Origin of the sequence: Algoriphagus sp. SE2, assembly GCF_039563885.1 — a bacterium.
In the GTDB taxonomy this organism is placed as follows: domain Bacteria; phylum Bacteroidota; class Bacteroidia; order Cytophagales; family Cyclobacteriaceae; genus Algoriphagus.
Window position 1 is genome coordinate 126,211 of sequence record NZ_JBCLWJ010000004.1, and the last position, 26,638, is coordinate 152,848.

The following is a 26,638-nucleotide window of genomic DNA, read 5'->3' on the forward strand; positions in this document are numbered from 1 at the left end:
TACAGTTATTTAGCTAAATCTACCCACTTCAAAACCTTTTAATTCCAAAACAGGGTCTTTCTGCTGATGAAGTTCACTGATGATTTTGCCGGAACCTGGAGCTAAACTTACTCCCATCATTGAATGGCCGGAGTTTACTAAAACATTGGAAAATCCTGGTGCGAAACCAATGTAGGGGAGCCCATCTGGAGAGCATGGTCTAAGGCCTTTCCAGATTTTATTTTCCTCAGGAAATTTTGCTTCAAAATCAGGATAGTATCTATTAATGGATTCAAAGATTCCTTTAACTCTGTTGATATTAATTTTTTGATTTGTTCCTGCAATTTCCATGGTACCTCCAAATCGAATGTGCTCTCCATACGGACTTACAGCGACTTTCATTTCCGTTAGAATTGCTGCCTGTTTAATTTCAGGCTTGTTTTTCTGCAAAAAAGAATATCCTTTACCTCCCATCATAGGTAAGTAGAAACCAAGCATTTTTGAAAGTTCACCAGACCATGACCCTCCACAAAGAATCACTTTTTCAGCCTCAATCTTCCCATCATTTGTAATGATCGCATTGACTTTATTACCACTTTTCTCGAAGCTCTTTACTTCTGTATTGGTAAAGAAAGTAACTCCTTTTTTCACCAGATAGTCCTTTAGAAAACCATATAGTTTTCCAGGATCCAAATGTGCATCTCCTGGGAACAAGACAGCTCCTCTTGCTTTAACTTCAAGGTTGGGCTCAATATTTCCTATGTCTTTTGGACTTAGGATATCTGCTTCTAAACCGTTTTTTCTTGCCAAATGAGCAAATTCAACCTCTTCTTTCTCTATTGCCTCTGTTTGATAAATCATCATCAAGCCCTTTTCCTGTAAAGCAATGGCAGATTCTGGATGTTCCTCCCTGAATTCCTGATACAAAGCCTTACTCAGAAGGCTAAGATTTTTTAAAAAGGGGATACTTCTTTCAACATGGGACGCATTAGCTGATTTGAAAAATTGAAGACACCATTTAAGCAACTTGGCATCAAATCGAGGATGAATATAAAAAGGGCTTTTTGACGAAAACATCCAGGAAATTCCTTTGCTGATCATTCCCGGTGCAGCTAATGGGATGATATGACTTGGCACAATCATTCCTGCATTGCCAGTGGAGCAATTGTCCTTCAGATCTTCTTTGTCTATAATTAGGACTTCAACTCCTTCTTTTTGAAGAAAATAGGCCGTGAAAAGTCCGATTATTCCGCCCCCTATAATGATGGTTGGTTTCATATTTTAGTATCAAGTACTAGGTACCAAGTACCAAGACAAGCCAATATGACTTGTTACCTGGTACTTTGTACTTCGTACAATTTATATTACTTGGAACCCATGCACGTATGGGTCATCGTCATCAAGTATGATCGTATTATACCCGTAAACTTTCGCCCAACCCTCGATGCTTGGTACGATTGCGGGTTTTCCTGCTATTTCGGTTACTTCTTCAATTCTTCCGATAAACTTGGATCCAATAAAACTCTCGTGAATAAAATCTTCTCCTGGCTTCAATAAACCCTTTGCATACCATTGAGCTAATCTTGCAGATGTTCCTGTTCCACAGGGGGATCTGTCAATAGCCTTATCTCCATAAAAGACGGCATTTCTTGCTGTGCTGGTCGGGTCTAAAGTTTTTCCTGTCCAAAGAATATGGGAAAGACCTCGAATTTTGTCATGTTCTGGATGAACAAACTGGTATTTCGCATTCATTTTTTTCCTAAGTGAACGAGCCATTGAAATCAACTGCTCCGCTTTGAAATGTTCTAAGCCTGGAAAATTTTCTTGGGGATCAACAATACAATAGAAATTTCCCCCATAGGCTACATCAACCACAAGTTTACCAAGCTCGTCGGATTCTATTTCCAAACCTTCCTCAGCCAAAAAGCTTTTCACATTGGTTAATTTAACTGATTTGACCTTCTTCCCTTCCTGCTTATACGCTACTAAAACCAGTCCGGCAGGAGTTTCTAAACGAAGCTGCCCCGGAGTTTTGGGATAAATCAAACCCTCTTCAATGGCTACAGTAACTGTACCTATTGTTCCATGCCCACACATTGCCAAGCATCCGCTGGTTTCAATAAAAAGGACAGCTACGTCATTCTCAGGATTATGTGGAGGGAAAAGCATAGATCCAGACATCATATCGTGCCCACGAGGTTCAAACATCAATCCCGTACGGATCCAGTCATAGTTTTTTAGGAAAAAATGTCGTCTTTCCAACATGCTATTTCCTTCTAAGAAGGGAACCCCGCCTGAGACTACTCGGACAGGGTTTCCACAAGTGTGTGCATCGATGCAAGAAAAGGTATGTCTTGAAGATGCCGAGTCTTTTATATTAGACATTCAGAATTTTTCAATAGTGAAATTGCTATCTCTTTCTCAAATCTTTTCAGTTGTAAACTTCCCATTCACCTGTCTCATTATTCCCAGTGGGTTATCATTTTTTAAAGCGTCGGGGAGTAATTCGGACGGCATATCTTGGAAAGCAATTGGTCTTGCAAATCTTTTTATAGCATGAGCTCCAACAGAAGTACTTCTTGCATCTGTTGTGGAAGGAAATGGTCCTCCATGCTGCATGGCATATCCAACTTCTACCCCGGTAGGTACTCCCGCGAAAAGTAACCTGCCACATTTTTCTTCTAGAAGATTGATTAATTCTTCTTGAGACTTGAGCTCAGAAGTATCAGCCCATAAGGTGATAGTTAATTGGCCATGAACTCTTTTGGCTACTTCGATTAATTCACTTTCATTTTCATATACGACCATCAAAGCAAAAGATCCAAAAACTTCCTCTTGAAACAATTCATCTGCAATCCAATCAGAAGCTTTAATTTCTGCCAATGCAGGACTCACATTGATTAAATGCTTTGCATCTGGGACTTTCACCCATTTTAACTCAGGTCGGCTTTTCAAGTTTTCTATAGCTGTGTAATAAGATGAGGCAATCCCTTCATGAAGCATGGGACTTTCAGCTGCTGATTTTAAAGCCTCAGAAACAGCATTTTCAAATCTTGAAGCCAAATCTTTAGGAACAAATATTAAACCTGGGTTGGTACAAAATTGACCTGAACCAAGAGTCAAAGAGCTTACAAAGCTTTGGGCCATTGGAACCAATTCATTAGCCAATCGCTGAGGGAAGGTGAAAATAGGATTAACAGAGCCCATTTCTGCATAGACTGGAATAGGTACTTTTCTATCATTGGCAATGTTAAATAACGATTTACCTGCTCCAAAAGAACCCGTAAATGCTACAGCCTTTGCTAATGGGTTCTTGACTAAGTCCTGACCCATTTTTACTCCACCCTCTACATGAGTGAAAACTCCCTCAGGTAAGCCTGACTTTTTCACAGCCTGACTGATGCACTCTCCTACAAATTTTGAAGTATCTGGATGAGCCGGGTGTCCTTTATAGATTACTGGGCAACCAGCTGCCAGGGCAGAAATAGTATCCCCTCCAGCAGTTGAGAATGCTAATGGGAAATTACTTGCCCCAAAAACTACTACAGGTCCAATTGGAGTAAGCATGCGACGAATGTCTGCTTTTGGAAGTGGAGTTCTATTAGGATCAGCTGGGTCGATGGTAGCCTCTAGCCAGCTTCCGTCTCTAACTTGTGAAGCAAAAAGTTTTATTTGACCTGTTGTTCTTCCTAACTCACCATTGATTCGGCCTTCTGGTAAGTTCGACTCTCTAACAGCCATCAGTACAATTGCACTTCTGTTTTCTTCAAGAATTTCTGCTATTTTTTCTAAAAAGTCTGCTTTTTTAAAGTTTGAAAGATTCTTGTAAGAAAGGAATGCCTCTTGAGCTGCCGAAAATATAGTATCGAGGTTCATAGTTATTTAAAATTTGAAAGTTTGTTGGATAAGAAAATTCATAAGGCGAAAGCCAGAGCTTAAGTTACAATTTTTTGAACCTTAGCCCTGACTTTAGAATAGGTGATTACAACTTAACTCTTAAATAGAAGGTCTATTTGAGATGCCTTCCTTAATAATTTTCTCAATTCTTTCTCTTTCTTCTCCGATCAAGGTAAGTCTTGGCGCGCGTACATACTCAGACCCAATTCCACAATGGTATTCTGCCAGTTTGATATACTGAACAAGTTTTGGATGAATATCCAATTCCAATAAAGGAAGGAACCATCGATAAATTTTTCTTGCTTCCTCAATCTTGCCTTCATTAACCAGGTTGAAAATAGTCACCGTTTCCTTCGGGAAAGCACAAACTAAACCTGCAACCCATCCTACTGCTCCCATCAACAATTCTTCCATCGCCAGTGTATCTACGCCACAAAGCAATTGATATCTGTCTCCAAAGCGATTGATCATTCTTGTTACGTTAGAAATATCTCTTGTAGATTCTTTTATGGCTTGAATATTAGAGCATTCAGATAATTCTGCAAACATGTCTATTGTAACCAATGTCTTGTAATCTATTGGGTTATTGTAAATCATGATCGGCAAATCAGTGCTGTTTGCTACTGCTTTGAAATAAGCAACTACTTCCCTTGCATCTGCGGCATACCTCATTGGAGGTAAAATCATTAAGCCTGATGCACCAAGTTCTTTGGCTTTAGCTGCCCAAAATAATGCATCTTGAGTGGCACCTTCTGCAATATTTAAGATTACTGGAACTTTACCTGCTACATAATCAACCGTTTCTTTTGTCAGAGTGATTTTTTCTTCTTGACTCAAGACAGAGCTTTCACCCAGAGTTCCTCCGAGAATAATTCCGTGAACACCCGCTTCCAATTGGAAATCGATGTTTTTAAAAAACAAGTCCATATCCAGACTTCCGTCTTTATGGAATTTAGTTGTTACAGCTGGGAATACGCCTTTCCAATTCATATCGTTTTTTCTTTCAAAATTAGTTGCTTTGATTTTGACATGTATTGGCTCAATTAGTAAAAAGTGGTTCTATTTTGACTAAAAAATCACAATATTTGATCAATTTTTAATAATTGAATGTCACAAAGGTCAATGAGTAAAGTTATTTCATTTCAAATCCCTAAGTCAGGAAATACATTTGTACAGTATCAAGAAGACAGAGGGAAGTACTTTTATAATAATCTACATCAACACCCACAATGTCAATTGACAGTTATTTTGGAGGGAAGAGGTCAGTTACTGGTGGGGGATTATGTCGGTAGGTTTGAAAGTGGCGATGTATTTTTATTAGGCGAAAATATCCCCCATGTTTTCAGAAGTGATGCAGAATATTTTGACGAAAACAATGATCTAAGAATTGCTGGGAATACTATTTTTTTTGATTTTCAAACATTTGGGTCTTCCTTAAAAGAAGTAGAAGATTTTCGGGATTTATTCGTGTTGAATGAACAGATAAATGGTTGTTTTAAGATTCAAAGTGATCTAAAAACAGTGATTATAGATTTGTTTGATGGATTCAAAGAACTCAAAGGTTTGGAAAAACTTCAGCGGTCTATCCAGATTTTATCTCATTTGGATTTTAACTCTGCAGATCTTGAAGCATTAAATATGATTCCTGTCATTAGGTCACTTTCAGAAAGGGACGGGAAAAGAATGGATCAGGTAATGCGATACATTTTGGAGAATAGTCATAGATCAATATCTCTTGATGAAATTGCAGAGGTGGCATTTATGAGCAAAGAAGCTTTTTGTAGATTTTTTAAATTGAGAACCCGAAAAACTTTCACACAATATTTACAACAACTTAGAATTACAGAAGCTAAAAAACTACTATTAGAGACAGATTTGAGCATTTCTCAGATTTCTTTCCAAGTAGGATTTCAGACTTTGTCACACTTTAACAAAACTTTTAAAACGATGACAGAGCAAACGCCAAAATCCTGGAGAAAATTAAATTAAATAATGATTTTTTTGGGAATAATATTTCCCGTTTTAGGGTTTGAAAAATAGGATTTTAAATCATAGCTAACTTAATAGGGTTCTATATTCCCTGGGAATGAATATTTTAAACCATTGATAATCAAATAATTGAATCGAAATTTGAAAAATATCGACCAGGTTTTCCATTAAAAAGGCATTTTATTTGGGTATATGAAGGTAAAATAACTCAACTATGAAAAATCAACTTATTAAATACGCTCAATACTTATTCATGCTTACTCTTTCGATGTCGGTAAGCTTAATGACTTTTGCACAGGACGGAGGTCTTGATATTGATGTCAGCATCGGAGAACCAGAATGGTATCAACAAACTTGGGTATGGGTAGTAGGAGCTGCTGTATTCGTTCTGATTCTAGTAGGATTGTTGCGGAAAAAGAAATAAACTAAACCAAAGAAAAAATCCATGTTCAAACTTTGAACATGGATTTTTTTATTATTCAATTTCAACTGAAACCGTATTATCATCCGGCAATCGATCAATCAGCTTATTTAGCGGATCAATGCCTGCTTTAGCTGGTTCTCCTTTCACTCGAATTGTTAGGCTATTTTCACCTGCTTTGATCTTATATTTCTGTATATAAAGTGGATTAACCCGATCTTTTCCATCTTCATCAACATCATCCGCGGCAAAGACACCAATGTCTATATAGTCTCCTTCGTATTCAGCAGGAGTTTCCATCCCCGAACCATCAGCATAAAGTTTTTGAGAGCTGAATTTAATCGTCACATCATATTCACCATCAGCAACTTTTGTAGCACTTACCTCTTGTGCTTTGTTATCGTAAAGGGTGATTTTATTCCACGTATCATCCAAATAATACATCAGGCTATCTGGAGTCTTAGCTGCCAAGTGTCTATAGAGATCTGAACTACCTGGAAATGGTGGGGCCTCTCTCAGCCCAAATTCTGAATTGAAATTATACAATGCCGAATCCATTGCTTCTGCACCGATCAGGTCCCGAAGCCCATAAAGGATCAAACTTCCCTTGTTGTACCACTGATAGGCTCGGTTACAGTTGATAAAGACATTTTCTTTTTTGCCTTCATTGGATCTGCCACTCAAGTAATCATCCAATTCATCTTTCAGGAATCGCTTCATATTCTCTTTGCCATACTTTCTCTCAGAGAGAATCAAGGCGGAAAATTCAGCTAAAGCCTCTGATGTTAAATTTGCCCCTCTTGTGTAGTTTGGAGTAATTTGATGTCCCCACCACTGATGTGCAAGTTCATGGGCGGTCACGTAGTAGACGTAATCAAAACTATTTGGATCTGAGAAATCTGCGACCCAACCGAAGCTTTCCGCAAATGGAACTGTATTTGGAAAAGACTGCGCAAAACCAGCATAGCGTGGGAATTCTAAGATTCTCATCTGCCGGAACTGGAAGTCTCCATAGGTGTCAGAAAAATACTTTAACCCGTCCTTATATGAGTTTACAAACCTGTCTAAATTGTACTCATGCCCCTTTTGATAATAAATCTCGATATTAACTTCTTTGCCAGAACTTAAAGTAGCCTTATCTCTTAATACTTCATAATCTGCAGAAAGTACAGAGAAGAAAGCTTGAATAGGAGTGTCCTGAACGTAATGGAAGTAGCGACGTCCGTTTTCCTCCCATTCTTTCTGCAAATATCCTGGGGCAATAGCAATCTGACTCGGGATAGTACTTACCGTAGCCTCAAACTGAATTAAATCAGCTTCATCTGCGAATAAAAGAGTATTTCTGCCATAAGGGTCATCATGTGGAGGAAGATCCTCCGGCTTTTCAGGAAGTTCGTATTCTCGGCGCTTCTCATCGCTGCTCAGTTCCCCGTCTGCCGAATAGCCGATATCCGGCATGCCTCCAGCGATAAAGCTTCCATTATAAACCAATTCTCGTCCAAAACCAGAATTAGGGAATCCGGAGTTGATGACATTGCTTTTGATGACCAACTCGAGCGTATCACCTGGCATCATTGTCTGCGGTAAGGCAGTAATTTTATACCATTCTCGATCTGGTTTTTTACCAAAGATCTGGAATTTGGCAGGTTCATAGACCAATGGAAAGCGGTAAGGTAACGGTTCACCCTGATAAAGAATTTCAAAGTTTGTTAATCCCGTACTATTGAAATGCACTGAGTCAATTGGCTCATTCGTTTTATTTACCATTTGAATTGCTGCTTCGAAATAAGCATCTCGTTCCATTGGATACAGATCGGCTTTCAAATTTACCTTAGTGATTTTTGGTTGTGGCATAAATTCGTATTGCTTCAGCTGCTTTTCATAAGCCACTTGTCGCAATTCACCCTCATCGCCTGTTCGATAACCATTTTCATAAACCACGCTATTGTAAATAAAAGCTCCAGCAGCAATTCCAATAATAAGGAATCCATAGGCTGCGATAGAAGTCTTTTGGGTTAATCTATTTTTTGCAGTATTCCAGGTATTCTTCAAGGAGTTCTCCGTGCCTCGGCTATAGAAAATGCTAAAGAACAGGATTAGGAATAAGCCAATAGCAGTCCAATATAGATTAAACCAAAACAAGGGTTCACCAAAATGTCCCAGGCCATTCATATCACTCCAACGGTAGGCAGGCTTGTAAGAGAAAAAGAACATATTGAAATTATACCCTGCGAAATCCCGGAAGACAATCATCACTAACCAAATCCCGATAGCAGCTGCATGGCCTGCAAATTTGTTGTTTACCACTAAGTGGACAGCAAAAACAAGCATTACCATTTGCAAATAATCAGGCAGGGAAATCAAATAGCTATCCACGAGATACACGCCTAAGTCATAATTGAAATAGCCCTTTAGTGTCTGCACTAGCAAGCCTACAATAATTGGAATAGTGGCCAACATCAAACAAATAAATGCCATACCCGCAAACTTGGATGCGATAACGGTCCCATCTTTTACTGGGAAGGTGTCATTGATTACGGAGTAACCGGATGACTTGTCACGATGCAGGCTTTCACCAGTAAAAAATACGATTATGATGAAAACAAAGAGATTGTAATCGAAAGTTTTATACTCCATCAAAAAAGAGGTAGATGGAAAATTAGGAACACTGTAAAGTGTGTTTCCGATCCAAAAATCCAAAATCAAAAATACGAGACCACCCAGTAAAATGGATTTAAAGTAGATATCCTTAAAGATATTTTGAAACTCAATTTTTGAAAGTGTTTTAAAACTATTCCATTGGTAATTTCCTGCAAAATTTGGTTTAACTGTGACTTTTTGAAGTGTTGGAATATGTGAATCTTCTTTTTTTGCCTTCACTTTTTTCTGTTCAGATTGGAAGAAATAAGTAAAGCTAAATCGCATGTAGGCTGCTATAAAAAAGACGATTCCCACACTTACCCAAAGCAAGCGATTGATCAGGAGATTTCCGACAAGAGGTAAAATAAAGTTGTTCTGCTCGTAAGGGGTTAAATATCTGGTTTGAAAATTAAAGGTGTTGATTCCAAAAGGATCCATGATCTCCACTAAATCTTTATTTTCAATATCCTGAGCTAGGAAATTTGCAAGGAGATAAATAATGAAGACGACTATTCCTCCTGAATAAATTGATTTGATATTTCTTGTGAAAACGATCAAGGCAAAGAATAAGGAACCAGCCAACCAAAGGTTTGGAAGAGAAAGCGTTAGCCAGGGGTGTAAATAATTAATCAAGAGATTTGGACCATAGCGAAGTGGATCTGTCCCGAAAAGTGGACCGAGAAGAGTGCCCAGATAAAAGCCCACGATACTCCCGAAAGAGATGAACATCAGCGTTACGAAAGATCCCCAAAATCTTCCCATGAAATAGGCAAATTTTGAAATAGGATAGCTGAAAATGAAAGTTCCTGTTTTATGTTCGAGATCCCTGTAAATGGGGACTCCCATCACAGCTGAAGCGATTAGAATTCCAAAAATTGAAACTAATAACTGAAGGTTCGCGATTACAATTGGGGCATTGTGGTAAACCTTCTCCGATGCAGGTGTATTACCAAATCCTACCAAAAGTAATGGGACAATCAGTAGCATCAGGAAATAAATATAAGTCGCTGGACGACTGAATCTATATTTCAGTTCAAAAATGAAAATATCTAAAAACATAGCTTATATCGTGATAGGGTCTACTTTCTTAGAAATATAACTGAAGTATACATCTTCTAAATCAGCAGGAACTGCTTCGAATCTATCACCTGGATTTTCATTACTTTCTATTCGTAAGCTCAATTTACCTTCTAGAAGTTTCGTGGAAATCACCGAATATTTTTCCCGGTATTCTTCCAGCTCAGCCTTTTCTACTGATTTCTTAAAGATCTTTCCATCTACAGAGGCTATGCCTTCGGCTGGCTTTCCTTGCATTAAAACTTCTCCTTGGCATATGATTGCCATATTAGAGCAAAGGGTATTGACATCTTCTACAATATGCGTGGAAAGGATTACAACAGTGTTTTCACCGATTTCCGAAAGAAGATTATAGAATCTATTTCGTTCTGATGGATCCAAACCGGCAGTTGGCTCATCCACAATGATTAAAGACGGACTTCCTACCAAGGCTTGTGCAATCCCAAAACGCTGACGCATTCCACCAGAATACGTTCCTAGGCCCTTTTTTCGGTGACTGTAAAGATTTACTTTCTGCAGAAGACTTTCAACTAAGTCTTTTCTCTCGCTTTTATTTCCAATACCTTTCATTTGAGCAATATGGTCAAGCATTACCTGAGCACTGATCCTAGGATATAAGCCAAAATCCTGAGGTAAATAGCCTAATCGCTCCCGGACAGCTTGTTTATCCTCCAATACATTGATGTCGTCTAACATGATGCTTCCTGAATCCGGATCCTGAAGTGTAGCAATGGTTCTCATAAGAGTGGATTTTCCGGCTCCATTTGGTCCTAACAAACCAAACATTCCTTGTGGGATGGTCAAAGAAATGTTGTTCAAAGCTTTTACTCCATTTGAATAAGTCTTCGAAAGATTTTTGATAATTAATTCCATTTAAAATTATTGAAGTTAGAAGTGGTATGATAAAAGAGAAAAAAATTATTTTCTATGATAGTATGTAATTTGCGTTTTTAATATAAGGAATTGTTTTTAAAGTACTTAGTTAAAAAATAATGAAGGAGTTTAATAACTAGATGCAAGATTTACTTATTTGGTTGCGATCAGTTGAAATGGAATTCTTAAACTCATATATTAAAAAACTCAAAATTGAATGATGAATAGCAGGACATGTAGGATTATATATTTGCTTCCACTTCTTTTTTCCGGGATGCTTTTTTCTTGTCAAAAAGTTGATTTTAAAAAAGAATCTGGATCCTTTGAAGCTTTTTCAGAGATGGTTCAAGCAGGTGTAAAACCAATTGCCTTGAGCCCACCAATGAGTTCAGCTGAGCTGGAATTATTTCTACCAGAGGCAAAACGTCTCACTGAAAAATATGAGATTGAGGTTTTTAGGGAGCCATCACTAATCGGAACTGATCTTTTTGATTCTTCAGCTGTGGAAGGTAAGGAAGTTCTAATTTTGTATAAAGAAGAAAATTTGGAAGCATATGAGCTTCTTAAGAATGAGGCAAAGGAACTAGATTCAAAAGGGGCTTATTCAGGTGCAAAAAAAGAAGTGATTTCCAGAGCTTTTGGAAGGCTACTAGGATATCCGGAATCACGAATCAATAATTTATTGGCCAAAAACTCAGATTTCAGAGATTTAGAAGATTTTGGAATAAAGGGACAGGAATTGATATGGTTTTATAGAGATCTTCCGGCTGCAAAAGTTTTTTATGAGAAAACATTGGGCTTAAAAATGATTTCTGAAGATGAGCAGTCAGCAACTTTTCAAATTGCAGGAGACTCGAAACTGGTTTTGAAAAATGTAATAGAAAGTGACTTTTCTGGAAGAGAGGCCAAGTCGGTAGCGTTGGCTCTTTTGACAGATAATCTGGAGGCATGGTATTCCCACCTTCAAAATGAAAAAGTGGAAATCAAATACACCCTGAAAGTTAATCCAGATGGTGCACATGATGGATTTGTTGCAGTAGATCCTGAAGGTTATTTATTGGAATTTGAAATGTTCCGGATGCATCCTGAAAACGAAAAATTTATCCCTGAATTGAAAAGTTTAGATCCTCTTACTACTTCTATTGGAGGGGAATTTAATTTTTATGCGAGCATCACTTGGTTGTATTATGAAGATATGCTGCCAATGGAAAATTTCATGACTCAAGAACTTGGGTTGGAGTTGTCAGCTGATCAGGGCTGGGCAAAAATCTACCGAGTGTCAGAAAACAGTTATTTGGGTTTAGTGGATGAAAAGCGCGGGATGAATAATTTCACTGAAGAGAAACTGGTCGAGGTAAAATTCGATCTGGATGACTCACAAGGCTGGGAAGCATATATAAATAAAAACTCAAAAGACTCGACCCGCATGATGGGAACTTTCAGGGATTTAGGTAGCTATTTATTTCGGTTTTAAGGATAATTTACCTATCGATCTCTAATTTTAACAGACGGAGTTTTTGTTTTTAATCAAGCAGTTTAGCCTGTATAATCTTTTCAGTTGAGTTTTTCCTGAAATCGAAAATCTCTCGCTCATAAAAAATCCGCATAGATTCATCTCAAAAGCTTTAAATTAATCCTCTTACATAGCCACCATCAACCATGAAAAAAACACTACTACTTATTTTATTTAGCATGAGTTTGCAATTGGTCTCAGCTACAGAACTGGTTCAGACCATACAGACTTACCAGGCGGACTGGGGTGCACTCAGAAGGCTTTACACAAATAGACTTTCACTGGAATATTTTGATCGAATTGAGGAGTTTAATCAAAATTACCTGGATGACCTTCAGAAAATGGATTACAATGTCTTATCTGAAGATGGGAAAATAGACTATGTGTTATTTAGGAATTTTTTGGAGAAAGAGCTAGCAGAGCTAGACCTTGAGCGTAGAGCTTTCGAAGAAGTATCTTCAGTGGTTGCTTTTGGTGTTCCTTTGGAGGAATTTGTCGTAGGAAGACGAAGAGCTAAAGCCCCGGATTCGCAGGCGCTCGCAGCAACTTGGAATGAAGTAGCAAAAAAAGTTGATGCTCAGTTGAAAAATCTTCCGAGTTCTCCAAAATATACCAGTTGGCAGAAAGCAGATTTGGCAGCAGAGGCAGTTGAAAACTTGAATAGGGTAGTTGGAGAAGCATATCGCTATTATTATGATTATGACCCAATGTTTACCTGGTGGATGCCAGAACCTTGGGAAAAACTAGATGCGAGTATGAAAGCTTATGCTAAAAGCTTGCGTGAACATTATACAAATTCTGTCAAAGATGATGGAAGTGGAATTATCGGAAAACCGATCGGAAGGGAAGCCTTGTTAAATCAATTGGCTTTCGAAATGATTGCCTATAGTCCTGAGGAATTGATAGCTGAGGCAGAAAAGCAATTTGCTTGGTGTGAAAAAGAAATGCTTATAGCGTCTAATGAATTGGGTTTTGGTGATGATTGGAAAGCAGCTTTGGAAATGGTTAAAGAGACCTATTTACCAGCTGGAGAATGGCCTGCAGAGGTGATTCGTTTGGCAGAAGAAGCTACCGATTATGTGGAAAGCAATGATTTAATCACAGTACCTCCTTTGGCAAAAGAAACTTGGAGAACTACGATGATTTCTGCAGAACGTCAACGGGTCAGTCCTTTTTTCCTCGGAGGAGAAACTATTCAGATTTCATACCCAACATCCGAGATGAGTCATGAAGACAAAATGATGAGCATGCGTGGAAATAACCCTCATTTTTCAAGGGCAACCGTTCAACATGAACTGATTCCAGGTCACCATTTGCAGCAATTTATGAATCAACGGAATATGCCACATCGCCGTATGTTTGGAACTCCTTTCTGGACAGAGGGCTGGGCATTGTACTGGGAATTTATTCTTTGGGATAAAGGGTTTCCAAGAGATGCCAAAGATAAAATTGGAATGCTTTTCTGGAGAATGCATAGATGCGCTAGAATTATTTTCTCATTGAATTATCATCTGGAAAAAATGACGCCTCAGGAATGTATTGATTTGTTGGTGGACAAAGTAGGACATGAAAGAGCAAATGCTGAAGCTGAGGTTAGAAGATCATTCGAAGGTCGCTATGGTCCATTATACCAGATTGCTTATATGATCGGAGCTTTAGAGATTTACTCGATGAGGGATGAAGTGGTGAATTCCGGCAAGATGGGGGAGAAGGAATTTCATGATCTGATCATGAGTCAAAATGCAATGCCGATTGAAATCCTACGAGCGAAAGTGACGGGAAATCCGCTAAAAAGAAATCACAAAGCAAGCTGGAAGTTTCTGGATTGAAAGAGATCCTAAACAAAAAAAAGGAACCCAATTTTGGGTTCCTTTTTTTTATCTAATTATTAGTCAAGTTTTTATTTTGATCCTGATTTAAGTTTGAGGATGATCACACCATTTTTGGCTTTTTCTCCAAACTTTTCAATAGCTTTCTTGTCTTTCAGAACTTGAATACTTTCAATGGATTCTGGCTTAATCCCATCAAAATCGTTTATTTGTATCATTCCTTCCTTCATGTCCAAATAGTACAAAGGCTTGTCTCCATTATTCTGGCTACCAGCTACATACACAGATACACCTGGGCCAGTGGCTACTTGCCCAGAACTAACCTTGTCGCCATCCCAAGTCATAGCATAATTTGGCTGACCGACTCTTATTTTGCTACTCTTTAAGCTGGTAGCAGCATCGCTAGTAGTTGAATAGCCACGAACTCCATTGACAGATCCTATCCCCTTGATTATAAAGACATTATTTTTTTGCAAAATCTTTTGTTGCTCCTCCGTCAGCTCATTCTTGATGGCGACTAAATTATCTAGCTGCATTTTCTTCAGTTGGTTTTCAAGCTTCAAGACCGCGTCCATTTGCTTTTGAACCGCTACTTGATCAATTTTTGGTGAGTCGAGTAGATTTTTAAGTTTTGCTGTGGCTTCATCTAAGTCCCACTTTATGTTGCTGAATTCACCGGCATTTTTGCTGTAGGCTTTTTTAATGTTTGCTACCTGAGCATCCGTCAGATCAAGTTCCTCACGCATTCCCATTACCTTGTCAGCAGAATATAGATTTCTTTGAAATAAATCCTGTCCTGGGCCAACGGAAGTAGCTATTTGTCCATGAGCTATTCCTACGCTAAATAGGAAAAAAAGAATTAGTAAATGTTTCATAAAATAAGTTGGTTTAGTAATCAGTAAGTAATGAGGATGTTGGGGACTCCCATACATCCAAATATGCTTTTTCCTCTATGGTAAATTCTTGTTCATTGTTTTCTCCTTGCTGAAGGGTAATAATCAATACTTCATTTGGAGCCTCTGGTAGGGGCTGGGGCTCATGCATAATTAGGCCTGCCAAAATCAAAGAGGCTGCGATCCCTGCTGGAATCCAGAAGTTGAATTTTCTTGTTTTGTAGCTTGGAAAAGGAGGAATGTTCAATTCTTGATCCTTCTCTTTCATATTTTCAAAAAACCGTTTCAGTTCTGCGTTATCTTCCATGATACTCCTGGGTTTGGGTCTTTGTAATTAATTCTTTCAGTTTCTTTTTCCCGCGATCGTAATGGGTTCGAGCGGTACCAAGGCCAATTTGTAGCACTTCTGCACTTTGTTCTATCGTCATCTGATGGTAAAAAACCATCAAGATTACCTCTTGCTGCATTTTTGGAAGGAGTTGAATGATCGCTTGATAATCTGTTTGATCAATTTCTTCCTTGAGGTCTTCTACTTCGTAAGATTCATCTAGTGAAATCAGCTTACCTTGTTTTCTCAATTGATCTATGGCACTATATCGGATAATCGAGAAAAGCCATGTTTTAGCTTTTTCAACTTCTTTTAACTTTGCCTTTCCTTCCAGAATCTTTAAATAAACCTGTTGTAACACATCTTTAGCCAGTTCATCATCAAACGCACAACATTGTCTTGCCCAGATATAGGCCTCACGATGGTAGGTTTTTAGTATAAGATCTAGCTGCGTGCGATTCATTTACATAGGTTAGTCGGAAAAGACCTAGGATATATGACAAGAGAATTAAAAAAGTTAATTATTATCGATTTTAAAGATGCTAGAAACGCTGACTATTGATTTCTTACTAATCTGCTTTGGGTTTTTTTGATTCTCTGACTCTAAATAGATAGGCAATTGAAAATTCCAACGTGGTAAAGTTCAGATCAAAAATCCTCTCTTGGGATTCTGGGTTTGTAAATTCATATCCAAATCGAACTTCTCCTGAAATCGTACTTTTTCCGAAAAGCTTGCCAATTCCTGCCCCTGCAGAAAGTCCATACATGAGTTTTTTGGGGTCATCATCTACGCCTCCATAAGTTGGGATTTCCGGTGGTGAACTATCAGAAAATTCACGGATGATATCATCTGCTTTCAGCAAATATCCAAGATGAGGCCCAAATTTGATTTGAAATCTTCCGGATCTACCCACATAGAAGCTGGCTAGTACGGGTACTTTTAAGTAATTCAACTGAGTTTCATTTGTAGAAATAACTCCTTCCGTATCTTCAATAGTTTGATTAAAACCTGTGGATAAATACTGGAAATTAATTTCAACTCCTGCATTTTTTGCATTGAAGTGCTCCACAACAAAAGCAAAAGTAGGAGCAGACAAACCATCTACAGAAATACTCCTGATATTTAAAGCTGGAATATAGGAGAAAGAAGAGGTAGAATATCCTCCTCTAATCCCTATGCTTGTTTGGGCCTTTAAAGAAAAGGAGCTGATCGATAGTACCAGCAGCAAAATGATTCGCTTCATGCCCAAAATTAAGTAAATCCGATTAGCTCTAGCAATTATTTGTCATTGATGGTAAAAGAACCCGATAATCCTTGTCCATTCACACCAAGCCCGCGGACATAGACACTTAAAGGACCAGCATTATCATTTGTGTAAAATGTAATTGTAACTGTACCATTTTCATCAGTTACCAGATAAGGATTCCAATAAAGTGTTTGTCTTTGGTCTACAGATTCTGAATCATTTTCTTGGGAATAATCAACTTCATATATTGGATTATATGTCGCATAGCCTTCAATAGTGTAGGTAGTTAGCCCTTTTCCATCCAAAAGTTGATCGACCTCATTTGGGTCATATTCTTTTAAATAGACAGCGATTACACCGTTTCTTCCCTGATCACCAAGCATAGAAACTGTTCTAGTTACCACTTCCACTCGATCGATATCATTTACATTGATGCTTCTCAAATTATCGGCGGCAGTTGTAGATCCTGTTTGAACCATAATTCCACCATTGAGCATGACGATAGGTTCTAAACTACCACCCACGGAGGCACCTCCTCCACGGAGCCTGATTTGCTGCTGACCACTCGCGCCAACTAAAGTGACTCGCATACCAGGTACGTTTCCAGCTAAGCTATTTACCAAATCAACAGAATTACCAGTCGCCATTAATCTATCCCCGGGAACGATATAATTTGGCTTACCATAAATCGCTCTCTTTTCATCCTTGGCTTTCTCCTCTTCCTCTTCAATTATACTTTCTTCTTCCATCATTTCTTCCACTTCTGGATAAATGGAGGTGGCTACTGTCTCCGTTTCCGGGAAATAGGAATCTGATGGAAGTGTAATAGGAGCCTTGAGTTCCTCAATTAGTTTGACAGTTCCAGCAGGATTTCCTTTTTTGTCAGTTGCTTGAAAAGCTAACTTCATTGAACCATAAAAATCCATTTCTTCCATCGTAAATTCCCCGTCACGATTAGATTCTAAGTCAACCATGCCTTGGAAGTCATTGACAAAAGCTGTAATAAGCGCAGAAGTAGGTTTTCCTTTTTCGTCGACCACAAATCCTTCTTGAGAAAGAGACTTTTCAACTGGATAGGAAAATCTATCCAAGCCAATAGATTCAGGGATTGATTCTAGTTTCAAAAAACTCTGGATGTCTGAACCCATTTCAAGTGGAACTATCTGAGTTTGGTCTAAAACTGAAACTGATAAATTGGAGGATAATGCTGATTGTTTATCAGATAGGGTTTTAATGGTGAGAGTCACTTTTTCCCGCTTGCCATAGGTGTCCTTATCAGTTGTTATGGAAATTCCTTTTGGTTCTGGAAATGATCTGGCTTCAAACTCTACTATCCGTTGAAACGGATTCAATATGCTTAATGGCTCCAAGAAATAGTGATTCGGGCCGTAGTTTTTCTGCCAATTAGTATAAGCTCTCAGATAGTAATTTTCCTGGGAGAGCGTATCTGGTAGATAAAAATTTCCGACAGCTACGCCATCCCTAACCGGGAGCTTTTTCTCCAGTACGATATCTCTATTTCGGTTGATTACTTCCACATGAAGCACTTTACTTAATTCATCCCGCAAATAGGGGTTTCCATAATTAAAGTAAGCTTTCAAATAGATTTGGTTCCCAGCGTAATAGTAGGGCTTATCTTTGTGTAGATAGACTTTTTCTTGAAAGTTAGCGGCAGTTCTATCTAAGTCTTGAAGTTGAATTGCTTTTTCTGCGTCATAATCCAATGGCAAGAGCGTTGAAATTCTTTTGCGATCCATATCCCCTGAAAAAACCAAATCCTGGGGATTTAGAACCATGCCATTTTCCTTCACACGTACAACTCCTTTATTTACTTCTAGCCATGAGACTGGGTAAGGAGCATCTTTATAAGTATTCACCTGGGAGTACCCTTTTTGATAATGAATCTCGATTCGGCCTTTCATATTGATCAGGTACTCGTCCGGTTTGTTGGGGACTGGAGTTACTAGGTTATCCGGTTTATAAGGAACTATGGATTTGCCTAATTCATTAGCAAAAATATCCGAGCGCATGTTCATTGAGGGAGAACCACCCGCTTTGTCTCCATAAAGGAAGAAACCTTCTTTTTCCTGATCTCCGGTGATCATTGCCCGGAACATATTCATTGGGGACTTACGATAGACTTCTGCTCGATTGTTTTCCCATATACTTCTTTGTTCTTCAGTCTCAGGAATCATTTCTTCGAATCTTGCTGCACCCACAATTCGGTAATTGGTAGGTGAATCGAAAAAATCTTGTAGGTTAAATGTGATTTTATAGCCCAAATAATTGTTGGTAATTTCAATAGGTATAGCTGCAGAAGCTAGAAAGGTGTTTTTTTCCTCACCTTCTGGGAAATCAATCACCCACGGATTCTCAATACTCGATTTGCTTGCTATTTCATCATTCCCCAAGAACAGGTTTTCGAACTTCCTCAAATCTCTTTCCCAGGGTTTGTCTCTTGAAGCTTTGATTTCCACGTCACTAAGTTCCTGAGCGAAAGGCTCCATATTTAGATTCACCGTTGAAATCCCACCTGGATTCAAAGTCACTTTTTTGGTTTCGGCGATATATCCTATAAATGAAAACCCGATTTCCAAAGCTCCAGGTTCTAGGTCTGAAAGGGTATACTTCCCATCCATATCTGTTACCGTCGAAATTGTGGTATTGTTAATAAATACATTACAAAATGGGAGAGTTTCTCCTGTTTCAGCATCTTTCACTACTCCGGTGATGGTGCCAGTTTGGGATAGAACCGAAAAATAGATCCCAAACACAAGAAATAGTATTGGTATAATTGATTTCATATGAGTGCTAAACTAGTAAGTTTCAAGGTTTGAAAAACCTGCTATTCCTGATTAATGACGAATCTTCCTTCAAGTGGTTGTCCGTCAGCAGAAATACCTTTTATTTCCACCCACATTGGGCCACCTGAAATTGAACTTTTGAATTGGATTTTTTGAGAAAGTTCTTCTGTATTGGTAATCACTTCTGGGTTCCAATAAAGAGTGGGTTTTAAGCCCCTTAAAAGAGGATTAAGTTTCTGCTCCCCAATGACATCAGTGAATTTTCTGGAAGCAGGAAATCCAGATAGTTTGAATGGGGTGAAATTATTCATCATTGCCTGATTGGCTTTTTCTAGATCTGCTCCGGATTTCATAAATATAGAAATAATGCCATTCCTACCTCCTTCACCTAGCATCGACACTGTCCTTTTGATAATTTCAACTCTTTCTATTGCAAAGACATTAATTCCTGCTATTACCTCAGTGGCAGTCCTGCTGGAAGTGCTTCCTCCTCCAAGCATGGAGCCAGAAGGTGGATTGATAGGAACTCCATCGATCATAACTAAAGGTTCACCCCCATTTCGAAATCTAATAGAAGGAGGGTTGCCAGTAACACTCATTCCAGCGACTTGACCTGATAATAAATATATGAATTGTGAGGTACTGCCATTTAATGGCAAATCCTCCGGTTTGACCGAAACGTCAGGACTTCCATAAATCATTGGTCCTACTGGATCGCTTTTTTCTTCATCTACTACGAATTCATCCAACAAAATTTCCCCTTGCTCCATATTTTCCTGAATTTCCATAGCAGTTAATGGGGCTACTTTTGTGTCAGATAATTTTGGGAATTCAAATGAAGGTATTGTCTCACTAGATTGATAATCCTGAATTTTTAAAGAAATATTACGTACTGGGAGCCCATCTTTACTTTTAGCTTGAATAGCAATTTCAAAATCACCTTCGAAACTGAGATTTGGAATACCAAAAATACCATCTTTTTCCACTTTGTATTTCTCGATATTTTCTAATCCGTTGATAAGGGCAGTTACATCTCCATCTATGGGCTTGTTTTCCTGATTCTTTATTTCCCCTTCTAAGGAAAATCTATTTTCCAGAGGATATTTGAAGTTCTTATAATCAGTAGTATCGGGGACAGGATTCAACACAAACTCTTCATTGATGGAATCAATTGATTCAATGGGCATTGCTTCATTCATATCTAAAACGCGAATAGCCAAATCTGATGCTATAGGTCTTCCATTCGCATCTTTAACCATGATATTCAAATTCACCACTTCATCAGAGCCATAATTCTGCTTATCTGAAAATATCGATACTCCTTTTGATTTTTGTTCTGGTAAAGCATGTACTGGCTTTAAACTCGGATCATGAATTTGGATAGGAAGAAAGGTTGGGTTTCCATAATTGAGACTCCATGTGGTGTAAGCTTTTATAAAATAGTTTTCCTGATTAAGATCGACTGGTAAATAAATAGATCCCATCGCCTTTCCAGCCTTGATTTGGAAAACCTGGTGGTATTCCTGATATCCAGTGGTATTCAAAATTTCAATATGAAGGACTTTGCTAAGTTCAGGGGATAACAAAGGGTTAGCATAAATCATATTGGCTTTGAAAAATAAAGTTTCTCCCTTTAGGTAGTGCCTTCGGTCGGTTTGGAAAAAAACCTTTTCCTGTAACACTTGAGCGCTTTTCTCAATATTTGCGAGCCTAAGTACTTTTTCTGCATTTAAATTGGAAGGGAGCTGGTCTAAAGGATGTGTTTCAGAATAGCCACCATCTAAGATTAATTGATCTTCAAAAACTACCGAACCTTCTGATCTTAAAACCAATTCATCTCCAGTATAACTTATTTTTCCTTTGCCTTCTACTGAATAGGGCCTAGGAAAGGATAAAACGAATTCCCCGGGAAATGTACTGAAGGCCACATTTATAGGTTTAGATAGATTTGTCGAGGTTATTTCACCTGACAGCATTTGCCTTAATATGAACTCAGGAGAGTTTATGAAAATTCTTTCTCTTTCAGCAGTTCTATCAGCAAACAATTCAGGGTTATCATTGATTAAATCTAAAAAAGCTAAATGGATTTTATCTTTAGAAACAGGAGTTTCTATCAGGTAAGGCTCCAATAAATAAAGAGTGAAAAGAAATCCAGTTTGATCATTTACAAAAATCAAATACTCTTGAGCATCAACTTGAATTTGTTTTGAATTGTCTTTTTCCGAAAAGATTAATGCCTGTGGATTTAAGAGGCGGATATTGTTGGCAGATCTACTTTCTGCCAGAAAAGATTCAGAGAATTCAAGTACAAGTTTTTCACGTTTTTTTTCTGAAAGATTTAAACCTAATGGAAAGATGCTTTGCTTGAGGCTTAGAATAAAATCTTGGTTGTTGGATTTATTCTTTACAAGTTCAATTGTTTCTTGTATGGTCTCAAAACCATTTCCAATGATCACTAATTCCCATCTTCCGGGAGGAATGCTAGGAAAAGAAAATCGGCCAAGAGAGTCTGTAAATGTTTGAAATGTAGTATTAGGTACAAAAAGGTGGATGTCCTTTAATCCAGCACCTGATAACTCATCTTTAACTGACCCAGTGAAATTAAGACTTTGGGTTCTTGCTGAATTGGAAAGAGAGAAAATAAAAGTGATTATTAAAAGGAAGGCAAAGAAAAAAAAGTAAGGATTACGACTCATTTATATATTTTGATTTTCAAATAAAACAAAAAAGCTCCAAAAAGGAGCTTTTAGTTTTGTTAAATTTTATTTATTGAGAATCACTTTTCTTCATCTTTATCGAGATCCAAATCATCTCTATCCTTCAGCTTTTTGTCCTCTACATTTTTGTTAAGGAATTCATTAATCTTATCAATAGAAAAACTGGATGAAATTTCTCCAAATGAATTAATCTCCATTTTAAACCCCTTCAGATCATCATGAACTTTTGGGTCAGTGTCTTTCTTTTTCTTTTTAGCCATGTCGTTTTGGTTTAGGCAATTACTGGAAGTGTATCTAACGCAAATTGAATGCGTTTGGCTGCTTCCTGAGTTCCTAAAATAGCAAAAACTTCCATTAAATCCGGCCCTGTTCCAGATCCCGTCACAGAAAGGCGGACGGCTTGCATTACTTTTCCAAGCTTAATTCCTTCAGATTCAGCAGCGACCCCTAACAGGCTCTTTGCTGTTTCTGCATTAAATTCTCCGTCAAAATTACTTATTACTTTTACATATTGGCTCAACACTTTTACAGCATCACCATTCCATTTTTTTGCTGCTATATCTTCATCAAATGAGTTTAATGGGACAAACAGAAACTTACTTTCCCTCCACAAATCACCTGGGAAAGTCGCTCTTCCTTTGGTTAATTCTGCTGCTTTTTCTGCTTCTATTTGACTTACCTCGATCCCTTCTTTTTCAGCATCATTTATAATATAGGATGCAAGCTCCTGGTTACTTTTACTTCGTAAATATTGCTCGTTGTACCATTTGGCTTTTTCAATATCAAATTTGGTCCCGGATTTTCCGATCCGCTCAATAGAAAAAGCATCAATTAGCTCTTCTAGAGTAAAAATCTCTCGCTCTATTCCTGGGTTCCAACCTAAAAATGCCAGGAAATTCAAAAAAGCATCTTGTAAATAACCTTGCTCTCTGAATCCTGCCGCTGTTTCGCCGGTTGCTTTGTTTTTCCAATTTATTGGAAATACTGGGAATCCAAGCTTATCGCCATCACGCTTAGAAAGTTTTCCATTACCATTTGGCTTTAGCAAAAGTGGTAAGTGTGCAAATTGAGGCATGGTGTCTTCCCAACCAAAAAACTTATATAATAATACGTGTAGTGGGGCAGAAGGTAACCATTCTTCACCACGAATCACATGGGTAATACCCATCAAATGATCATCAACAATATTTGCAAGGTGGTAAGTAGGCATTCCATCAGACTTCATCAAGACTTTATCATCTAGTGCACTAGAGTGAACCATCACCCATCCACGGATCATATCATTTAATCTTACTTCTTCCTTTCGGGGGATTTTTACGCGGATTACGTAAGGGTCTCCGGATGCTAATCGTTCTTTCACTTCCTCCTCAGGTAGAGTCAGTGAGTTTTTCATCTGAGTTCTGGTGATGCTGTTGTATTGAGGCTGAACAACCCTTGCTGCAGTCAATCGCTCACGCATTGCTTCTAGTTCCTCGCTAGTATCAAATGCATAGTAAGCATGTCCTTTTTCCACCAAATCCAATGCATATTGCATGTAGCTTGACTTGCGCTCTGATTGTCTGTAAGGCCCATTTTCTGCGGGTTTCCAAGGACTTTCATCAGCAGATATTCCCAGCCAAGCTAAAGACTCTTTAATATAATCTTCTGCCCCGGCTACAAAACGGGCCTGATCGGTGTCTTCTATTCGTAAAAGGAATTTTCCGCCCATTTTTTTGGCAAAAAGGTAATTGTATAGTGCTGTACGAACACCTCCGATATGCAATGGGCCGGTAGGTGATGGGGCAAATCTTACGCGAACTTCTTGACTCATGCTTTGCTTTTTATGCTTTCTGAAGAAATACTTCAGTTTTTTTGAAATAGGCTGCAAAGATAGGGAATAGAATGCTTTAAGAAATTATGAGAAGGATAAACTTCGATTTGAAAATCATAAAGTAATGGCTTAGCCCGGAAGTTAGGGGTAACAAGATTCTTATTCTGACTTGATGACCTTTCCTAGATAGCTTAAAACAAAAAAACCTATAAGGGATAGTATCCCGGGAATTGCAAAAAAGATCATTTGCCAAGTTCGGGAGTTTTCCTCAGGGTAATAATCGAAGAAAGAGTTTTGAATTGACATATTCCACTCAGTCAAGATATCTAGGTAAGCTAAATAGACCATATATGCAGATATGCAAATTAGGATAACTGAGCATACTTGAAAGATTCGAATAAAAACATCTGCCAAATTTTTTGCTGGGTCGATTGTGCTAAATGAGTTCATTTCAGAAAAAGTTTAAATAAAGCTAGTAGATATTCTCCAGTAAATCAATGGCTTAAATCTTAAAATGCGTTAAGGAGATTTTTTTATTTCAAAAGCAGGAATTTTGTTAATAACGAGCTGAACCTAGATATTATTTTCAAAAGTGTTGGAGTTTATTTTTTATTATAAACTTAGTTTATCCATTACCATTTTTATGGAATCAATTCTATTCATCTTTTTAAATCATGATTTAACTCGTTAAAAGTACATTTCTTTTTCTAAGAGGATTCTTTGGGAATTCATAACACAAAGAAGAGTACTTTATAGCCATGGGTATGGCGGCCATAATTACTTTCCTTTTCCAAAGAACCTATTTTATAGAAAAAAGAGTATGAGTTAAGTAGGTTAGGTTCTAGCGATAAAAATTAAAAAGCCTTCGAGGTAAATAAACCTCAAAGGTTGAGTACAAAAAAAGGAACTCAGTAATGAGTTCCTTTTTTATTAAAAGAGAAATTGCTCTTAGTGCTTTACTCTGATTTTCTCCTTGATACGTGCAGCTTTACCCTGACGTCCTCTCAAGTAGAATAGACGAGCTCTTCTCACTCTACCTTGTCTCAATAGATCGATTTGCTCGATCGCAGGAGAGATGATAGGGAAAATACGCTCTACACCAATACCGTTAGAGATTTTTCTAACTGTGAAAGTCTCACCATTGGTATTAGGGTTTTTACGTTGGATCACAGTTCCTTGGAACTGCTGGATACGCTCTTTGTTACCTTCTTTGATACGTACGTGTACGTTGATGGTATCACCAGCTTTGAAAGTAGGGAACTTAGCTCTAGCCTCGCTGTATTCTGCCTCTACTATTTTAATTAGTTCGCTCATAGCTTTATCTTTTTATGCTTTCGCTTTTTGCCATCAAGTGGCTTATTTAATTACTTCTCGTTCGATATTGTATCGAAGAAACCCTATTCCTGTCCGTCAAGCAGATCAGGCCTTCTTTGTTGGGTCCTACGAACCGCCGCTTCAAATCTCCATTCATTTATCTTGGCTTCATGCCCTGAAAGCAAAACATCTGGAACTTTCATTCCATCGTATTCTGCAGGCCGTGTATAAACTGGTGGTGCCAGTAAGCCATCTTGGAAAGAATCTGTCAAAGCCGAAGTTTCGTCATTCAAGACTCCCGGTATCAGGCGAATCACTGCATCAGCCACTACTGCTGCTGCCAATTCTCCTCCGGAAAGTACGAAATCTCCAATGCTAATTTCTTTGGTGATGAATCGCTCCCTCACCCGCTCATCCACACCTTTATAATGACCACAAAGGATCAAAAGGTTTTTATTGAGCGAAAGCGCATTGGCCATGGGTTGGTCAAAAGTCTCTCCATCAGGCGTCATATAGATGATTTCATCATACGTACGCTCTTGCTGAAGTGATTCAATACATCGAGCGATAGGCTCGATCATCATGACCATTCCGGCTCCCCCACCAAAAGCGTAATCATCTACTTGCTTTTGTTTGCCTGTCGAATAATCTCTTAAGTTGATTACCCGGATGCTAGCGAGTCCTTTATCCTCCGCTCTTTTCAGAATGGAATGTGAAAAAGGACTATCCAACAATCCCGGAACCACCGTGATTATATCAATATGCATGGGTCAGTCTTCCAGATAAATTTCAAGTAAACCTTCGGGTAATTGGCAGTAAACTTTTTTAGCTGCCTTGTCCACCTTTTTGATAATTCCGTCTTGAATTGGTATCAAAACTTCTTTACCCTGATGTGTCACCCCGAGGAGATCCTGTGTTTCCAAATCGTAAACAATCTGGACAGTTCCGATCAAACCTTTGGTCTCGTCAAAGACCTCAAATCCGATCAACTCGTGGAAATAATATTGGTCATCTTCCAATTCTGGTAGCTCCGTTAAGGGAAGATATATTTCCGTCCCTACTAACTCTTCTACCTGATCGAGCGAATCATAATCCTCAAATTTTACTAATGCTTTATTTCCAGGTTGAAGTACAAAGTGCTCCAGGAAAAACGGCACCAGCCGGGATTTTTGCTCTAGGAAGAGGTGCTCTAGACCATCATAATCTTCTGGATCATCAACATCCAGCACCACAACCAATTCTCCACGAAGTCCATGAACTTTAGCTACATACCCTAATTGAAAGCATTGCTCCTTGTTCATGGGGAG

Annotated in this window: 22 protein-coding genes; 4 read left to right on the plus strand and 18 right to left on the minus strand. The window is 38.3% G+C overall.

Going from position 1 to position 26,638, the window contains the following annotated elements:
* Nucleotides 1-9 precede the first annotated feature (9 nt).
* The 4 genes from AAGF08_RS06520 to AAGF08_RS06535 form a co-directional block, all read right to left on the minus strand.
* A complete protein-coding gene (locus AAGF08_RS06520) occupies nucleotides 10-1,257 on the minus strand; it encodes an FAD-dependent oxidoreductase (RefSeq protein ID WP_343510340.1) in 1,248 nt (415 codons plus the stop codon).
* 81 nt (nucleotides 1,258-1,338) lie between these two features.
* Entirely contained in the window at nucleotides 1,339-2,364 is a 1,026-nt protein-coding gene (locus tag AAGF08_RS06525) for a 4-hydroxyproline epimerase (RefSeq protein ID WP_343510341.1), read from the minus strand.
* Nucleotides 2,365-2,400: 36 nt separating this feature from the next.
* Nucleotides 2,401-3,855, minus strand: coding sequence for an aldehyde dehydrogenase (NADP(+)) (locus AAGF08_RS06530; protein WP_343510342.1), 1,455 nt, complete (start codon nucleotides 3,853-3,855; stop codon nucleotides 2,401-2,403).
* A 120-nt stretch (nucleotides 3,856-3,975) separates the two neighbouring features.
* Entirely contained in the window at nucleotides 3,976-4,866 is an 891-nt protein-coding gene (locus AAGF08_RS06535; protein ID WP_343510343.1) for a dihydrodipicolinate synthase family protein, read from the minus strand.
* A 132-nt stretch (nucleotides 4,867-4,998) separates the two neighbouring features.
* On the opposite strand from AAGF08_RS06535, the gene AAGF08_RS06540 reads away from it, so the two are divergent.
* Complete coding sequence (locus tag AAGF08_RS06540) at nucleotides 4,999-5,865, plus strand: AraC family transcriptional regulator (protein ID WP_343510344.1); 867 nt, start codon at nucleotides 4,999-5,001, stop codon at nucleotides 5,863-5,865.
* 214 nt (nucleotides 5,866-6,079) lie between these two features.
* Nucleotides 6,080-6,289: a hypothetical protein gene (locus AAGF08_RS06545; protein WP_343510345.1), complete on the plus strand. Its 210-nt coding sequence runs from the start codon at nucleotides 6,080-6,082 to the stop codon at nucleotides 6,287-6,289.
* Nucleotides 6,290-6,340: 51 nt separating this feature from the next.
* Here the strand turns inward: AAGF08_RS06545 and AAGF08_RS06550 are convergent, their stop codons facing one another.
* The gene (locus AAGF08_RS06550) at nucleotides 6,341-9,985 is read right to left on the minus strand and encodes a M1 family aminopeptidase (protein ID WP_343510346.1); all 3,645 of its coding nucleotides are present in this window, start codon (nucleotides 9,983-9,985) and stop codon (nucleotides 6,341-6,343) included.
* Between the two features lie 3 nt (nucleotides 9,986-9,988).
* Complete coding sequence (locus AAGF08_RS06555; protein WP_343510347.1) at nucleotides 9,989-10,876, minus strand: ABC transporter ATP-binding protein; 888 nt, start codon at nucleotides 10,874-10,876, stop codon at nucleotides 9,989-9,991.
* 217 nt (nucleotides 10,877-11,093) lie between these two features.
* On the opposite strand from AAGF08_RS06555, the gene AAGF08_RS06560 reads away from it, so the two are divergent.
* Together AAGF08_RS06560 and AAGF08_RS06565 are read left to right on the plus strand one after the other, a co-directional pair.
* Nucleotides 11,094-12,350 carry a VOC family protein gene (locus AAGF08_RS06560; protein WP_343510348.1) on the plus strand — a complete coding sequence of 419 codons (1,257 nt, stop codon included), beginning with the start codon at nucleotides 11,094-11,096 and terminating at the stop codon, nucleotides 12,348-12,350.
* Nucleotides 12,351-12,535: 185 nt separating this feature from the next.
* Nucleotides 12,536-14,218, plus strand: coding sequence for a DUF885 family protein (locus tag AAGF08_RS06565; protein WP_343510349.1), 1,683 nt, complete (start codon nucleotides 12,536-12,538; stop codon nucleotides 14,216-14,218).
* A 71-nt stretch (nucleotides 14,219-14,289) separates the two neighbouring features.
* Here AAGF08_RS06565 and AAGF08_RS06570 read toward each other — a convergent pair whose 3' ends face one another.
* From AAGF08_RS06570 to rimM, 12 genes are all read right to left on the minus strand, one after another.
* A complete protein-coding gene (locus AAGF08_RS06570; RefSeq protein ID WP_343510350.1) occupies nucleotides 14,290-15,093 on the minus strand; it encodes a periplasmic heavy metal sensor in 804 nt (267 codons plus the stop codon).
* Nucleotides 15,094-15,106: 13 nt separating this feature from the next.
* On the minus strand, nucleotides 15,107-15,418 hold the full coding sequence (locus AAGF08_RS06575) for a hypothetical protein (protein WP_343510351.1): 312 nt from the start codon (nucleotides 15,416-15,418) through the stop codon (nucleotides 15,107-15,109).
* Nucleotides 15,408-15,902: an RNA polymerase sigma factor gene (locus AAGF08_RS06580; protein WP_343510352.1), complete on the minus strand. Its 495-nt coding sequence runs from the start codon at nucleotides 15,900-15,902 to the stop codon at nucleotides 15,408-15,410. Before AAGF08_RS06580 ends, AAGF08_RS06575 begins: the two co-directional genes overlap by 11 nt.
* A 106-nt stretch (nucleotides 15,903-16,008) precedes the next feature.
* On the minus strand, nucleotides 16,009-16,683 hold the full coding sequence (locus AAGF08_RS06585; protein ID WP_343510353.1) for a porin family protein: 675 nt from the start codon (nucleotides 16,681-16,683) through the stop codon (nucleotides 16,009-16,011).
* 35 nt (nucleotides 16,684-16,718) lie between these two features.
* Nucleotides 16,719-19,490 carry a TonB-dependent receptor gene (locus AAGF08_RS06590; RefSeq protein ID WP_343510354.1) on the minus strand — a complete coding sequence of 924 codons (2,772 nt, stop codon included), beginning with the start codon at nucleotides 19,488-19,490 and terminating at the stop codon, nucleotides 16,719-16,721.
* Between the two features lie 41 nt (nucleotides 19,491-19,531).
* Complete coding sequence (locus AAGF08_RS06595) at nucleotides 19,532-22,186, minus strand: carboxypeptidase regulatory-like domain-containing protein (RefSeq protein ID WP_343510355.1); 2,655 nt, start codon at nucleotides 22,184-22,186, stop codon at nucleotides 19,532-19,534.
* A gap of 80 nt (nucleotides 22,187-22,266) precedes the next feature.
* Entirely contained in the window at nucleotides 22,267-22,467 is a 201-nt protein-coding gene (locus AAGF08_RS06600) for a hypothetical protein (protein ID WP_343510356.1), read from the minus strand.
* 11 nt (nucleotides 22,468-22,478) lie between these two features.
* Nucleotides 22,479-24,017, minus strand: a complete 1,539-nt coding sequence (gltX, locus tag AAGF08_RS06605) for a glutamate--tRNA ligase (protein ID WP_343510357.1) — start codon at nucleotides 24,015-24,017, stop codon at nucleotides 22,479-22,481.
* A 159-nt stretch (nucleotides 24,018-24,176) separates the two neighbouring features.
* A complete protein-coding gene (locus AAGF08_RS06610; protein WP_343510358.1) occupies nucleotides 24,177-24,467 on the minus strand; it encodes a hypothetical protein in 291 nt (96 codons plus the stop codon).
* Nucleotides 24,468-24,965: 498 nt separating this feature from the next.
* On the minus strand, nucleotides 24,966-25,331 hold the full coding sequence (gene rplS, locus AAGF08_RS06615) for a 50S ribosomal protein L19 (protein WP_343510359.1): 366 nt from the start codon (nucleotides 25,329-25,331) through the stop codon (nucleotides 24,966-24,968).
* Between the two features lie 83 nt (nucleotides 25,332-25,414).
* On the minus strand, nucleotides 25,415-26,098 hold the full coding sequence (trmD, locus tag AAGF08_RS06620) for a tRNA (guanosine(37)-N1)-methyltransferase TrmD (protein WP_343510360.1): 684 nt from the start codon (nucleotides 26,096-26,098) through the stop codon (nucleotides 25,415-25,417).
* A 3-nt stretch (nucleotides 26,099-26,101) separates the two neighbouring features.
* Nucleotides 26,102-26,632 carry a ribosome maturation factor RimM gene (gene rimM / locus AAGF08_RS06625; protein WP_343510361.1) on the minus strand — a complete coding sequence of 177 codons (531 nt, stop codon included), beginning with the start codon at nucleotides 26,630-26,632 and terminating at the stop codon, nucleotides 26,102-26,104.
* Nucleotides 26,633-26,638 lie beyond the last annotated feature (6 nt).